Source organism: Kitasatospora hibisci, assembly GCF_043950205.1.
Classification (GTDB): domain Bacteria; phylum Actinomycetota; class Actinomycetes; order Streptomycetales; family Streptomycetaceae; genus Kitasatospora; species Kitasatospora hibisci.
The window spans coordinates 2,909,775-2,924,600 of record NZ_CP171642.1; the positions used below are offsets into that span (position 1 = coordinate 2,909,775).

At 72.5% G+C, this 14,826-nt stretch carries 10 protein-coding genes; all 10 read right to left on the reverse strand.

The features are described from left to right. Window positions 1-155 precede the first annotated feature (155 nt). Complete coding sequence (gene ilvC, locus ACF9IK_RS12350) at window positions 156-1,154, reverse strand: ketol-acid reductoisomerase (RefSeq protein WP_395294269.1); 999 nt, start codon at window positions 1,152-1,154, stop codon at window positions 156-158. 150 nt (window positions 1,155-1,304) lie between these two features. Further along, window positions 1,305-1,829, reverse strand: coding sequence for an acetolactate synthase small subunit (gene ilvN / locus ACF9IK_RS12355; RefSeq protein ID WP_238951331.1), 525 nt, complete (start codon window positions 1,827-1,829; stop codon window positions 1,305-1,307). Window positions 1,830-1,906: 77 nt separating this feature from the next. Beyond that, a complete protein-coding gene (locus tag ACF9IK_RS12360) occupies window positions 1,907-3,757 on the reverse strand; it encodes an acetolactate synthase large subunit (protein WP_395294270.1) in 1,851 nt (616 codons plus the stop codon). Window positions 3,758-4,088: 331 nt separating this feature from the next. Continuing rightward, on the reverse strand, window positions 4,089-7,118 hold the full coding sequence (locus tag ACF9IK_RS12365) for a putative bifunctional diguanylate cyclase/phosphodiesterase (protein WP_395294271.1): 3,030 nt from the start codon (window positions 7,116-7,118) through the stop codon (window positions 4,089-4,091). 374 nt (window positions 7,119-7,492) lie between these two features. Then, the gene (locus tag ACF9IK_RS12370; protein WP_395294272.1) at window positions 7,493-10,540 is read right to left on the reverse strand and encodes a helix-turn-helix transcriptional regulator; all 3,048 of its coding nucleotides are present in this window, start codon (window positions 10,538-10,540) and stop codon (window positions 7,493-7,495) included. 134 nt (window positions 10,541-10,674) lie between these two features. Further along, window positions 10,675-10,833, reverse strand: coding sequence for a hypothetical protein (locus ACF9IK_RS12375; RefSeq protein ID WP_395294273.1), 159 nt, complete (start codon window positions 10,831-10,833; stop codon window positions 10,675-10,677). Window positions 10,834-11,165: 332 nt separating this feature from the next. Further along, window positions 11,166-12,677 carry an Asp-tRNA(Asn)/Glu-tRNA(Gln) amidotransferase subunit GatB gene (gene gatB / locus ACF9IK_RS12380; protein ID WP_395294274.1) on the reverse strand — a complete coding sequence of 504 codons (1,512 nt, stop codon included), beginning with the start codon at window positions 12,675-12,677 and terminating at the stop codon, window positions 11,166-11,168. Between the two features lie 78 nt (window positions 12,678-12,755). Beyond that, a complete protein-coding gene (locus ACF9IK_RS12385) occupies window positions 12,756-13,013 on the reverse strand; it encodes a hypothetical protein (protein ID WP_395294275.1) in 258 nt (85 codons plus the stop codon). Next, the gene (gatA, locus tag ACF9IK_RS12390; RefSeq protein ID WP_395294276.1) at window positions 13,010-14,518 is read right to left on the reverse strand and encodes an Asp-tRNA(Asn)/Glu-tRNA(Gln) amidotransferase subunit GatA; all 1,509 of its coding nucleotides are present in this window, start codon (window positions 14,516-14,518) and stop codon (window positions 13,010-13,012) included. Before gatA ends, ACF9IK_RS12385 begins: the two co-directional genes overlap by 4 nt. Before the next feature lie 5 nt (window positions 14,519-14,523). Beyond that, complete coding sequence (gene gatC / locus ACF9IK_RS12395; protein ID WP_035845952.1) at window positions 14,524-14,820, reverse strand: Asp-tRNA(Asn)/Glu-tRNA(Gln) amidotransferase subunit GatC; 297 nt, start codon at window positions 14,818-14,820, stop codon at window positions 14,524-14,526. Window positions 14,821-14,826: the final 6 nt, after the last annotated feature.

Here is a 14,826-nt window from a genome sequence, read left to right on the forward strand (position 1 = left end):
GACGCTGTGGGCCTGACGCGCACTCGGAAGTGTATCGACGGGCTGGGTGCCAGGCTGCTCCCGTCCGGCGAAATCACCCGGACGGGAGCAGCCTAGTTGTACAAGGACCCTGCAGAATGCGGCAGGACCGTCGTCGGACCGGAGTCCGGGCAGGCTCAGGCCTTCTCGTTCACCCAGCTCATCAGCGAGCGGAGCTTCTTGCCGGTGGTCTCCAGCAGGTGGTCCTCGTCGGCCTTCTTGTACTCGTTGTACTTCGGCAGACCGGCCTTGTACTCGGCGATCCAGGTGTTGGCGAAGGTGCCGTCCTGGATCTCCTCGAGGACCTTCTTCATCTCGGCCTTGGTGGCGTCGGTGATGATGCGCGGACCGGTGACGTAGTCGCCCCACTCGGCGGTCTCGGAGACCGACCAGCGCATCTTCTCCAGGCCGCCCTCGTACATCAGGTCGACGATGAGCTTCAGCTCGTGCAGGCACTCGAAGTAGGCGATCTCCGGCTGGTAGCCGGCCTCGACCAGGGTCTCGAACCCGGCCTTCACCAGGGCGGCGGTGCCACCGCAGAGGACGGCCTGCTCACCGAACAGGTCGGTCTCGGTCTCCTCGGTGAAGGTGGTCTTGATGACGCCGGCCTTGGTGGCGCCCAGGCCCTTGGCGTAGGAGAGCGCCAGGGCGAAGGCGTTGCCGGTGGCGTCCTGCTCGACGGCGACGATCGCGGGGACGCCGCGGCCCTCCTCGTACTGGCGGCGGACCAGGTGGCCCGGGCCCTTCGGGGCGACCATGCAGACGTCGACGTCGGCCGGCGGCTTGATGAAGCCGTAGCGGATGTTCAGGCCGTGGCCGAAGAACAGGGCGTCGCCGGCCTTCAGGTGCGGCGCGATGTCCTGGGCGTAGACGTCGGCCTGGATCGGGTCCGGGACCAGGATCATGATGACGTCGGCCTCGGCCGCGGCCTCGGCGGGGGTGACCACGCGCAGACCGGCCTCCTCGGCCTTCTGGCGGGACTTCGACTCCGGCTTCAGGCCGACCCGGACGTCCGCACCGGAGTCGCGCAGGGACAGCGCGTGGGCGTGGCCCTGGCTGCCGTAGCCGATGACCGCGACCTTGCGGCCCTGGATGATGGACAGGTCGGCGTCGTCTTCGTAGAACAGCTCGGCCACGGGGGCACATCTCCTTGCGTGATGGTCTTGCCGGGTACTGCGTTTCCTACGGTACGTGGACCCGGCGGGGGTGTGGGGCGGTGCTTCAGGGGGTGAGACGGCGCGCGTCGGCGGTGGTCACGCCGGTGGTGGGCGCGCCGTTCCCGGGGGTCACGCGCTGCGGTCGAGGGCGCGCAGCGAGCGGTCGGTGATCGACCGGGCGCCGCGTCCGATGGCGACCAGGCCGGACTGGACCAGCTCCTTGATGCCGTACGGCTCCAGCATCCGGAGCATCGCCTCCAGCTTGTCCGAGCTGCCGGTGGCCTCGATGGTCACGGCGTCCGGGGACACGTCGACCGTCTTGGCGCGGAACAGCTGGACGATCTCGACGATCTGCGACCGGGTCTCGTTGTCGGCGCGGACCTTCACCAGGACCAGTTCCCGCTGGATCGCAGCGGCCTGGTCGAGCTCGACGATCTTTATCACGTTGACGAGCTTGTTGAGCTGCTTCGTGACCTGTTCCAGCGGAAGGTCCTCGACGTTGACCACGATGGTCATCCGGGACACGTCCGGGTGCTCCGTCGGGCCGACGGCGAGGGAGTCGATGTTGAAACCCCGACGGGAGAACAGCGAGGCGATGCGGGCGAGCACGCCGGGCTTGTTCTCGACCAGGACGGAGAGGGTGTGCTTGGACATGTGTCTCTGTTTCCTCGGTCGCTAGGGGGGTCCGGCGAGCCGGTCGTAAGAGGGGTGGCGGCGGGACGGGTGGGCCGTCAGTCGGTGTCGTCGCCGAAGTCGGGCCGGACGCCCTTGGCGAACTGGATCTCGTCGTTGCTGGTGCCGGCCGCGACCATCGGCCAGACCATGGCGTCCTGGTGGACGATGAAGTCGATGACCACCGGGCGGTCCTCGATCTCCATCGCCTGCTTGATGACCGCGTCGAGGTCCTCGGGGCGCTCGCAGCGCAGGCCGGCGCAGCCCATCGCCTCCGAGAGCATCACGAAGTCCGGGATCCTGGTGCCGCCCTGGACCGGCGGCTCGACACCGTCGTGGTCGGGGCCGGCGTGCAGCACCGTGTTGGAGTAGCGCTGGTTGTAGAAGAGGGTCTGCCACTGGCGGACCATGCCCAGCGAGCCGTTGTTGATGACCGCGACCTTGATCGGGATCCCGTTCAGGGCACAGGTGACCAGCTCCTGGTTGGTCATCTGGAAGCAGCCGTCGCCGTCGATCGCCCAGACCGCGGCGTCCGGCAGACCCGCCTTGGCGCCCATCGCGGCCGGGACGGCGTAGCCCATGGTCCCCGCGCCGCCCGAGTTGAGCCAGGTGCCCGGCTTCTCGAACTGGATGAACTGCGAGCTCCACATCTGGTGCTGGCCGACGCCCGCGGCGTAGATCGCGTCCGGGCCGACCAGCTTGCCGATCCGCTCGATGACCTGCTGCGGGGAGAGCTGCCCGGACGGGGCCGGCTCGTAGCCCAGCGGGTAGGTCTGCTTCCACTCGTTGAGCTTGGTCCACCAGTCGGCGTAGTCGGCCTTGTGGCCGGCGTCGAACTCGGCCTGGACCGCGACGATCAGGTCGGCCAGGACCTCGCGGGCGTCGCCGACGATCGGCACGTCGGCCGGGCGGTTCTTGCCGATCTCGGCCGGGTCGATGTCCGCGTGGACGATCTTGGCGTACGGGGCGAAGCTGTCCAGCTTGCCGGTGACGCGGTCGTCGAAGCGGGCTCCCAGGGTGAACAGCAGGTCCGACTTCTGCAGCGCGGTGACCGCGGGGACGCTGCCGTGCATGCCGGGCATGCCCAGGTGCTGCGGGTGGCTGTCCGGGAAGGCGCCGAGCGCCATCAGGGTGGTGACCACCGGGGCGCCGGTCAGCTCGGCGAGGATCCGCAGCTCGGCCGTGGCGTGCGCCTTGAGCACGCCGCCGCCGACGTACAGCACCGGGCGCCTGGCGCTCACCAGCATCTTCGCGGCCTCGCGGATCTGCTTGGCGTGCGGCTTGGTGACCGGGCGGTAGCCGGGCAGCGAGGTCTCGGCCGGCCAGCGGAAGGTGGTGGTGGCCTGCAGGGCGTCCTTGGCGATGTCGACCAGGACCGGACCGGGACGGCCGGTGGCGGCGATGTGGAAGGCCTCGGTGATCACGCGCGGGATCTCGGCCGGGTCGGTGACCAGGAAGTTGTGCTTGGTGATCGGCATCGTGATGCCGCAGATGTCCGCCTCCTGGAAGGCGTCCGTGCCGATCGCCTTGGAGGCGACCTGGCCGGTGATGGCGACGATCGGCACCGAGTCCATGTAGGCGTCGGCGATCGGGGTCACCAGGTTGGTCGCGCCCGGGCCGGAGGTGGCCATGCAGACGCCGACCTTGCCGGTCGCCTGCGCGTATCCGGTGGCGGCGTGGCCGGCGCCCTGCTCGTGGCGGACCAGGATGTGGCGCACCTTGGACGAGTCCATCAGCGGGTCGTACGCCGGAAGGATGGCCCCGCCCGGGATGCCGAAGACGGTGTCCGCGCCCACGGCCTCAAGCGAGCGGATGAGCGACTGGGCGCCGGTCATGGTCTCGACGACGTGCTGGGGAGCGTGGGCGGCCGGGGTGTCCCCGCGGCGGGGGGATGCGGCGTGCTCAGTCATCTGCCTGTCTCTTCTCGGTTTCTGCCGGCCCTGGTGGCTGCGGTCCCCGGTTGTCGAGGGTGGGGTACCGCTGGTCGGGCCGATCGCCGGCTCTGCCCCAATCGTCCCGCTTTTTCCTGGTAAATCGGAGCAGTTCGGGCGATCGGGGCCAGGGGGTCTTGCCTGGTGGAACAGCGTCAGTGCAACAAAAAACCCCTCGTGCCAAGGGCATGCGAGGGGTGGCGCGTCGGTCTCTCACGAGCAGGGCATGGCCCGCTCAGCCGACGCGCCCGCCAAGTACGAGAATTCGGGTGCGCATGGCAACGACCTTCCTCCCGTGCGGGGCCGACTGTCAAGCAGGTGGGACGACAGTCTCGCCATGCGGACCCCGCCCTGGACCCGCCACGGCACGGTGTTCGGGCAGGTCGGAGGCACCGTGGTGATGTTCGACACGCCCTGCACCGGACTCCCCCCGGCCACCCGGACGGGTGTCGGCGGCGAGGAAGCCGCGGCGGGCCGTGAGCGGGCCGAGCGGTCGCGGCAGCGGGTACGCCCGCCGGGCCAGCGCACGGCGCAGTCCGGTCTCGTCCAGCGGCGGGGCGAAGGCCGAGCCCTGCCCCTGCCGGCAGCCGAGCTCCTGCAGCACGGCGGCCTGGCGCGGCAGGTCCACCCCCTCGGCGGCGGTGCCCAACCCGAGGTCCCGGCCGAGCCGCAGGGCGTGTCCGGCCAGGGTTCTGCCGAGCCCGGGCTCGCCGAGGTCCTGGACCAGCGTGCGGTCCAGCTTGAGCGAGTCGAAGGGCAGCCGGGCCAGCGCTCCGAGCGAGCCGCTGCCGGCCCCGAGTCCGGCCAGCGCGGTGGAGACGCCCAGCCTGCGCAGCGCGGCCAGCCGCCTGCCGAGCTCGTCGGCGAGCGCGTCCGAGCCCATCCGGGCCACCTCGACGACCAGCTGGCCGGCCGGCAGCCCGCTGTCGCGCAGAGCCGCGACCACCGCCTCGTAGGTGCCGGGCGAGCAGAGCCGTTCGGCCGAGAGACGGACCGAGACCGGGACCGGTGAAGGTCCCGAGCGGGCCCGGTCCGCCGGCCCGCGCCGCCGCGCGGCGGCCCCCACCGCCTCGTGGATCAGCCAGCGGGAGAACCGGGCGGCCGCGTCGCCGTGCTCGGCGGAGCGCAGGAACTCGGCGGGGGTGAGCAGCAGGCCCTGCGCCGAGCGCCAGCGGGCCTGCGCCTCGACACCGGTGACGGTGCCGGTGGCGAGGTCGACCACGGGCTGGTGCAGCAGCGTGAAGCCGCCCTCGCGGACGGCGACCCGCAGCCGCTCGTCCAGCTCGGTGCGGCGCTCCAGGTCGGCCCGCATAGCCGGGGTGTAGAGCACCACCCGGCCCTTGCCCTCGGACTTGGCCCGGTACATCGCGAGGTCGGCGTTGCGCATCAGCTCGTCGGTGGCGGCTCTCGGGTCGGCGGCCGGGCCGCGCTCGGGAGTACCGAAGGCGATGCCGATGCTGGCCGCGACGCTCAGCTCGGCCCCGCCGATCCAGTACGGCTCGGAGAGCGCCACCCGCAGCCGCTCGGCGAGCTCCTGCACCTGGAGCCGGCCGAGCGGTCCGCAGACCAGTGCGGCGAACTCGTCGCCGCCGAACCGGGCGACGGTGTCCCCGCTGCGCACGGCGCCCTGCAGCCTGCGGGCGGCCTGGACCAGCAGCTCGTCGCCGACCTGGTGGCCGGCGCTGTCGTTGACCGCCTTGAAACCGTCGAGGTCGAGGAAGAGCACCGCGATGCCGGCGCCGGCCCCCTCCTGCGGCCCGCGGGTGGCCAGGGAGGCCCGGAGCCGATGGGCGAAGAGCGCGCGGTTGGGCAGGTCGGTGAGCGGGTCGTGGGAGGCGTTGTGCTGCAACTGGGCCTGCAGCATCACGCGTTCGGTGACGTCCCGGCTGTTCAGGATCAGGCCGTCGCGGTACCGGTCGACGGTCGACTCGACGTACAGCCACTCGCCGGAGCCGGAGCTGATCCGGCACTCCACCCGGGTCGGGGAGGACTCGCCGGCGGCGCCCGGCGATCGGTGGACCAGCAGCCGGCCGCGGGCCAGGAAGCGGCGGACCTCCATCAACACGCGGTCCACGTCCTCGGGGTGGACGAGGTCCAGCAGGTTGCCGCCGACCAGCTCCTCCGGGTCGCGGCCGTAGACGCCGAGCGCGGCCGGGGAGACGTAGGAGAGCACACCGTTGGCGCCGGCGATCATGATGACGTCGCTGGAGCCCTGCACCAGGGACCGGAAGTGTGCCTCCTTGTGGGCGAGTTCCTGGGCCAGCGAGAGGTTGTCCAGCAGCATGACGCCCTGGCGCAGGATCAGTGCCAGCCCGACCGTGCAGGCGGCCGCGGCCACCACCCGGTCCAACGGGCGCCCGCCGAGGGCGTTGTAGAGGATGCCCGCGGTGCAGACGGCGGCCGCCGCGTACGGGGTGAGGGCGCTGAAGGTGGTGGCCACCCGGCGGCGCGGCAGACCGCCGGCGGAGGGGTGCTCGCGCAGCGGCCGGCGCCAGCGCGGCGACCACGGCGCCCAGGCCAGCAGCAGGCTGCCGGCGAACCAGCCGGCGTCCAGCAGCTCCCCCGAGTGGTAGCTGTTGCGCAGCTCGGGCGAGGTGAACAGGGCGTCGCAGAGCACCGTGACGGCCAGGCCGATCATGGCGGTGTGCACCGCGGCCCGGTTGCCGTCCCGGCCGCCGAAGCGCAGCCCGACCACCAGGCTGACCAACAGGATGTCCAGCACCGGGTAGGCCAGGTTGAGCGCCAGCCGCAGCGCGGAGCCGTCCTCGCCGGCGGCGATCCGGCCCAGCGCCAGGCTCCAGCTGAGCGTGAACAGCGAGCCGGCCACCAGCCAGCCGTCCAGCATCAGGCAGAGCCAGCCGGCCGCACTGCGCGGGCGCTGGGCGAGCACCAGGACGCCGGTGATGGCGAGCGGGGCGAAGAGCAGGAACGCGTACTCGGCCAGCGAGTCCTGCGGGAGCTGGGTTCGCTCGACCAGCTCGTACCAGCCCCAGGTGCCGTTCCCGAAGGCGACCATGAGTGAGGAGAGGCCGAACAGCAGCCAGGCCGGGCGGGCGTGGCCGCCGACCGTGCAGCCGTAGGCGAGGCAGGAGAGCGCCGCCGCGAGGGCCGCCGCCGCCAGACCGAAGTCCCCCATGAAGACGGCGAGTTGGCGGGAGCCCCAACCGAAGGCTGCGCCCAGCGCGTAGGCCAGGCAGAGCCCGCCGAGGACGACGCCGGGCAGGCTGCGGCTGTCCAGCAGCCGGCGCGCCGGTCCGCGCCGGTCGACGGCCGGGCCCGCGTCGGCGTCCGGCGCCCCCGGCCGTCCGGTTCCGGGCAGCACCGCTTCGGTGGAGCTCACTCGACCTCTCCCCCTCCGGCGCGGGGCCCGGCGCCCCGGCCACGGACCACCGGCCGCGCAGCTGGTGGCCGTACGCGGTGACCTGCCGCCCCGCCAGGGTGGCGACCCAGGGGGTGGACGGCCTGCCGGCCGACACACCGCACCGATGCTCCCACTCCGGACCCTACACCACTTCGGTCACTCAATGACACGCACACTCCACTTAGAGTAATGGTGCCGGAGTGGGGAATTGCACCCGATTCCGCCGGAACGGGCCGGTTGGCGGGGGCGCGCACGAGGGGGCTCACGCGGCGCGCACGGGAGCACGGGTCAGCGCCCTCCGACCGCCGGACCGCCCGGGGCGCCACCGGGGCCGGACCGAGGCTCGGCCCGCGTCACCGCCCGGCCGGCACCAACTCCTCGGGGAACAGGCGCAACCGGTGGGCCAGTGCGGCGGCCTCACCCCGGCCGGCCACCCCGAGCTTGCCGAGGATGTTGGAGACGTGCACGCTCGCCGTCTTCGGCGAGATGTACAGCTCCTCCGCGATCTGCCGGTTCGTCCGGCCCCGCGCGAGCAACCGGAGCACGTCCCGCTCACGGGGGGTGAGGCCGAAGGAGTCGCCGGCCGGCGACGGCCGCGCGGGGGCGGCGGCCGCCGGGCGCGTGGTGAGCACCAGCCCGGCCCGCTCGGCCAGTGCGTCGATCTCCGCCCGCAGCCAGCTGTCGCCCCGCACCCCGGCCAGCTCCCGCGCCTCGCGCAGCCGCTCCGCACCGGCCTCGCGCCGCCCGGCCAACACCTCGGCCTCGCCTGCCCGCAGCAGCACCAGCGCCAGCGGGTACGGCAGCCCGGTCGGCCGCAGCACCGCGACAGCGGCCTCCCAGTGCGCCGGGGTGTCCGTCCCCTCGGCGCGGGCCAGCTCGGCCTCCAACAGCCGGGCCCAGCCCTCGTGCAGCGGCGCCTTCGGGGTCAGCCCGGCCACCGCCGCGGCGATCCGCGCGAGCACCGCGGGCCGGTCCCGGTCCAGCTCCGGCAGGCCGCGGTGGTCCGCCTCCACGCCCGCGCCCAGCGCCAGCAGCGGGTACAGCGAGGCCTCGTTCCCGGCCGGGAGGTGGCCCTCGATGACGGCGAGGAGTTCGGCCCGGGCCTCCGCCGGCCGACCGGCGCGGGCCGCGAGCACCATCGCCAGCCGGGAGATCGGGACGCTGTGCTGGAACTGGCAGTTCTGCTTGGACGCCCGGGCCTGGGCCAGCATGCCGGCCGCGGCGGCGAGGTCCCCGCGCCGGACCGCGAGGTCGCCGCGCAGCCTGTCCAGGAACTCGGCGTGGCTGCCCGGCGGGTCGACCTGCTCGGAGTCGGCCAGCAGTGCGGTCGCCTCGTCGACCCGGCCGAGGTCGAGCAGCGCCTCGGCGAGGTTGCCGGTCAGGATCGTGCCCACGTTGCGCAGCAGCCCGTTGCCGTCGGCCGCCTCCAGTCCCTCCCGGGCCAGCGCCACCGCCTCCTCGGCGCGGCCGAGCGACTGCAGCATGCTGGCGAGGTTGTTGATGCCGCGCAACAGGACGTCCGGAACACCGAGCCCGCGGGTGGCGGCGACCGCCTCGGCCAGCTCTGCGATGCCCCGCTCCGGGTCGTGGTGCAGGTCGCTGCGGAGCGAGCCGAGCGTCATCCGGGCGTGCTGCTCGATCGCGTGCGCCCCGACCTCGCGGGCGATCTCCGCGGCCCGCTGGGCGAGGTGGACGTCCTCCTCGGTCGGGTCGGTGAGCATCGCGATGCCGGCGCTCAGCGCCAGCACCTCGGCCTGCACCGCGGACGGGGGCAGGTTCTCCACCAGCCGCCGGGCGTGCGCCGCCTCGTCGTGGTTCCCGGCCCGGTTCAGGTGACCGAGCATCCGGGCCCGGTTCATCCGGAACCAGGCCGCGCGCACCGGGTGCTCGGTCTCGTCGACCAGCTTCAGCCCGCGTTTGGCCAGGCTCAGCCCGCGCTCCCGGTCGCCGCTGCGCCGGGCCGCGACCACCGCCTCGGCCAGCACGTCGATCAGCTGGATCCGGCCGCAGTCCTGGTCCTCGGCGCTGTGGTCGCAGGAACCGGGCGGGTAGGTCTCGGCCCAGTCGTACGGGCGCAGGGTGTTCGCCAGGACGTCCTCGGAGACCTCGTCCCACAGCTCCAGGGCCCGCTCCAGCATCCGCAGCTGCTCGGCGAAGGCGTTGCGCCGCCGGGCGGCCCGGGCGGCGTCCAGCGCCGTCGGCAGGGCCCGGGCCGGATCGTGCGCGTGGTACCAGTAGTTGGCCAGCCGGGCCGGGCGGACGTCGGCGCCGACCAGGTGCGGTTGCTCCTCCAGGACGCTGGCGAAGCGGCGGTTGATCCGGTGCCGCTCCCCGGGCAGCAGGTCGTCCGAGACGGCTTCGCGGACCAGTGCGTGCCGGAAACGGTAGCCGTCGCCGTCGGTGTCCGGACGCAGGATGCTGGCGCCGACGGCCGTGCGCAGCGACTCGATCAGCGCCTCCTCGTCCTCCAGCACCGCGGCCAGCAGCGCGTGTTCGACGTAGGAGCCGCCCTCGGCGGCGATCCGCAGCACCCGCTGGGTCTCCTCGTCCAGCGCCTCGACCCGGACCAGCAGGATGTCCCGCAGCGAGTCGGTGAGCCCGGCGGAGCAGCCCTCCCGGTAGGAGGTGGCCAGCTCCTCGACGAAGAACGGGTTGCCCTCGGAGCGGCGGTGGATCCGGTCGACCAGCTGCCGGTCGGGCGCGGCGGTGCCGAGGATGCCCGCCAGCTGCGCGGCGACCTCGCCCGGACCGAACCGCTCCAGCTCCAACCGCCGGACGGTGCGCAGCCGTTCCAGCTCCGCGAGGAAGGGTCGCAGCGGGTGACGGCGGTGCAGGTCGTCGGTGCGGTAGGTGGCGACCAGCAGGACCCTGGCCCGGTGCAGGGTGCGGACCAGGTAGGCGAGCAGCTCCCGGGTGGAGCGGTCGGCCCAGTGCAGGTCCTCGACGGCGAGTACGAGGGTACGGTCCGCGCCGAGCCGTTCGAACAGCCTCGCGGTGTGCTCGAACAGCCGGGCCCGGCCGTACTCGTCGTTGGGTCCGCCGTCCTCCTCGCCGAAGTCGGGCAGCAGTCTGGCGAGATGGCCTTCCAGGCCGGCGGCCGCGGCCTCCAGTTCGGCGCCCAGGCTCCGGTGCAGGCGGCGCAGCGCGGTGGCCAGCGGTGCGTACGGCAGGCCCTCGGCGCCGACCTCCGGACAGCCGCCGACCGTGGCCGCCACTCCCCCGCCGGCGGAGCGGGCCCGGTCGAGGAACTCCTCCAGCAGCCTGGTCTTGCCGACGCCCGCCTCGCCGCCGATCAGGACGGTCTGCGGGCTCCCCGCCCCGGCCCGCCGCAGCGCGTCGGTCAGTTCGGTGATCTCGCTGCCGCGGCCGACGAAGACGGGACTCACCGATATCTGCTGCATGGAGGCGAGCATGCCATATGCCGATCCACCCGGCCGAGCGGTTATCCCGGCTCCCGAACGCCCGGAAGGGGAGGCGCTCGCCTGCAGCGCCTCCCCTTCGAGAGTCCCTTCGGCACCCCGGGGGTGCCGGTCCGTCAGCATTCCTGCAGGCGCTGGGTGCGCCGCACGGCACGGGTGGACGGCTGCCGACGCCAGCCGCGGCTGCCCTCCTTGGCCTCGCGGACCAGGCGCTGGTGCTCGGCGCGGGCGTGCAGCTCGCGTGCCTGCTGCTGGATGAGCTCGTACTCGATCACTTCGGTTTCCCCTTTTGGGTTTCACTGCGTTTCGCTGTCGAGTAAGAGCTTCCTCCCCCAGGCGGGGCCGCCACATCGGGAGCCTGACCGATCTTCCGGGCCCCGGATGCCTTAGACGGGGCCCCGGGAAACGGCAGAGGCCCGGTCCCACTCCGATTCGGAGGTGGAACCGGGCCTTAGGCCCTACTTAGGTGGCCTTAGACGCCTTAGGCACCTTAGGAAGATCAGGCAGAGGCGCCCAGCTTCTCCAGGCTGTGCCTACTGTCCTGCCGCGCCGAGGCGCTCCAGGCTGTGCCTACTGTCCTGCCGCGCCGAGGCGCTCCAGGCTGTGCCTACTGTCCTGCCGCGCCGAGGCGCTCCAGGATCAGGTCCTTCACGCGGGCCGCGTCGGCCTGGCCGCGGGTGGCCTTCATGACCGCACCGACCAGCGCACCCACCGCGGCGACCTTGCCGTCGCGGATCTTGGCGGCGATCGCCTCGTTCTCGGCGATGGCCTGGTCGACGGCGGCGCCGAGCGCGGAGTCGTCCGAGACGACGGCCAGGCCGCGCTTCTCGACGACCTCGTCCGGCTCGCCCTCGCCGGCCAGCACGGCCTCGATGACCTGGCGGGCCAGCTTGTCGTTCAGCTTGCCCTCGGCGACCAGCGCGGTGACCCGGGCGACCTGCGCCGGGGTGATCGGCTGCTCGCTCAGCTCGGTGCCGGTCTCGTTGGCGCGGCGGGCCAGCTCGCCCATCCACCACTTGCGGGCCTGGTCCGCCGGGGCCCCGGCGGCGATGGTCTCCTGGATCGGCTCGACCGCACCGGCGTTCAGCACCGCCTGCATGTCCTTGTCGGACAGACCCCACTCGGACTGCAGCCGGGCCCGGCGCACGCGCGGCAGCTCCGGCAGCGCGGCGCGCAGCTCCTCGACCCACTCGCGCGCGGGCGCGATCGGCACGAGGTCCGGCTCGGGGAAGTAGCGGTAGTCCTCGGCGTTGTCCTTGATCCGGCCCGAGGTGGTGCTGCCGTCCTCCTCGTGGAAGTGCCGGGTCTCCTGGACGATGGTGCCGCCGTCGATCAGCACGGTGGCGTGCCGCTGGATCTCGAACCGGGCCGCCCGCTCGACGCTGCGCAGCGAGTTGACGTTCTTGGTCTCGGAGCGGGTGCCGAAGGTCTCGGTGCCGTTCGGGCGCAGCGACAGGTTGACGTCGCAGCGCATCTGGCCCTTGTCCATCCGGGCCTCGGAGACGCCCAGCGCCTTGATCAGCTCACGCAGCTCGGCCACGTACGCGCGGGCCACCTCGGGCGCGCGCTCGCCGGCGCCGACGATCGGCTTGGTGACGATCTCGATCAGCGGGATGCCGGCCCGGTTGTAGTCCAGCAGCGAGTGGGTGGCACCGTGGATGCGGCCGGTCGCGCCACCGACGTGGCTGGACTTGCCGGTGTCCTCCTCCATGTGGGCACGCTCGATCTCCACGCGGAAGGTCGAGCCGTCCTCCAGCTGCACGTCGAGGTAGCCGTTGAAGGCGATCGGCTCGTCGTACTGCGAGGTCTGGAAGTTCTTCGGCATGTCCGGATAGAAGTAGTTCTTCCGGGCGAACCGGCACCACTCGGCGATCTCGCAGTTCAGCGCCAGGCCGATCTTGACGGCCGACTCCACGCCGACCGAGTTGACCACGGGCAGCGAGCCGGGCAGGCCCAGGCAGGTCGGGCAGACCTGGCTGTTCGGCTCGGCACCCAGCTCGGTCGAGCAACCGCAGAACATCTTGGTCTTGGTGCCCAGCTCGACGTGGACCTCAAGGCCCATCACCGGGTCGTACGACGCGAGAGCGTCCTCGTAGGAGACCAGGTTCATGACGCTCACAGCGTCCCCTTCGCTAAAAGTCTGTGGAGGTACGGGCCCGGCCGCGCACGGTGGGTGCGGGCCGGGCCGAGGGCTTGCTCAGCCCAGCAGCACGTCGTCGTCGCCGAGGCGGCGCAGCTCGCGCACCAGCAGGGCGGTACCGGTGACCAGGGCCGCGGCGCCGACCAGGGCGTTGATCAGCTTGAGGGTGTCGCTCTCCTCGCGGGCCTTCCGGACGTCCTTGACCACCGAGATCGCACCGAAGGCGCTGGTGCCGATGGACAGCCAGAGGCCGGGCTTCGAGTGCTTGAAACCCTTCAGGGAGCTCGGGGCCTTGGCCTTCTCGATCTTGCTCACAGTGCCGGTGCCTCCTCCAGCAGGGGGTGCCCCCACTTGTCGTTGAGTGCGGCCTCGACGGCGCCGCCCACGCGGTACAGGCGGTCGTCCGCCATCGCGGGTGCGATGATCTGCAGGCCGACCGGGAGATTGTCCTCCGGGGCCAGCCCGCAGGGCAGCGACATGGCCGCGTTGCCCGCGAGGTTCGACGGAATCGTGCAGAGGTCGGCCAGGTACATCGCCATCGGGTCGTCGGCACGCTCGCCGATCGGGAAGGCGGTGGTCGGGGTGGTCGGGGAGACCAGCACGTCCACGCCGGCGAAGGCGGCGTCGAAGTCGCGCGAGATGAGCGTGCGCACCTTCTGGGCCGAGCCGTAGTAGGCGTCGTAGTAGCCCGAGGAGAGGGCGTAGGTGCCGAGGATGATGCGGCGCTTCACCTCGGGGCCGAAACCGGCCTCACGGGTCAGGGCGGTGACGTCCTCGGCCGAGCGGGTGCCGTCGTCGCCGACCCGCAGGCCGTAGCGCATCGCGTCGAAGCGGGCCAGGTTGGACGACGCCTCGCTGGGCGCGATCAGGTAGTACGCGGGCAGCGCCAGGTTGAACGACGGGCAGGAGACCTCGACGACCTCGGCGCCCAGCTCGCGCAGCAGCTCCACGGACTCGTGGAAGCGCTGCATCACGCCGGCCTGGTAGCCCTCGCCGGCGAACTCCTTGACGACGCCGATCCGCATGCCGCGGATGTCGCGCATCTTCGCGGCCTCGACCACGGCCGGGACCGGCGCGTCGATCGAGGTGGAATCCAGCGGGTCGTGGCCGGCGATGGCCTCGTGCAGCAGCGCCGCGTCCAGCACGGTCCGCGCGCACGGGCCGCCCTGGTCCAGGCTGCTGGAGAAGGCCACCAGGCCGTAGCGGGAGACCGAACCGTAGGTCGGCTTCACGCCGACGGTGCCGGTGACGGCGCCGGGCTGTCGGATCGAGCCGCCGGTGTCGGTGCCGATCGCCAGCGGGGCCTCGAAGGCGGCCAGCGCGGCGGCCGAGCCGCCGCCGGAGCCACCGGGGATGCGGGAGAGGTCCCACGGGTTGCCGGTGGTGCCGAAGGCGGAGTTCTCGGTGGAGGAGCCCATCGCGAACTCGTCCATGTTGGTCTTGCCGAGGATGACCACGCCGGCGTCCTTGAGACGCCTGGTCAGGGTGGCGTCGTACGGCGGGATCCAGCCTTCGAGGATCTTGGAGCCGCAGGTGGTCGGCACGCCCTTGGTGGTGAAGACGTCCTTGAGCGCGAGCGGGACGCCAGCCAGCGGGCCCAACTCCTCGCCCCGGGCGCGCTTCTCGTCGACGGCCTTGGCCGCGTTCAGCGCGCCCTCGGTGTCGACGTGCAGGAAGGCGTTGACCTTCTTGTCGACGGCCTCGATGCGGTCCAGGTGGGCCTGGGCGACCTCGACGGCGGAGACCTCGCCCTTGGCGATGGCGCCCGCGGTCTCGGCGGCGCCCCACTTGATGATGGGGGTGCGGTTCAGCTCGGTCATCTCGGTCAGTCCTCCCCGAGGATCTGGGGAACGCGGAAACGCTGCTCCTCGGCGGCCGGGGCACCGGCCAGCGCCTGCTCCGGGGTGAGCGACGGCCGCACCTCGTCCGCGCGCATGACGTTGGTCAGCGGCAGCGGGTGGGAGGTCGGCGGGACGTCCTGTCCGGCGACCTCGGAAACGCGGGCGACCGCGCCGATGATCACGTCGAGCTGCTCGGCGAAGTGGTCCAGCTCTTCGGCCTGCAACTCAAGACGCGACAGCCGAGCGAGGTGGGCGACCTCCTCGCGCGTGATGCCAGGCATGCAGCG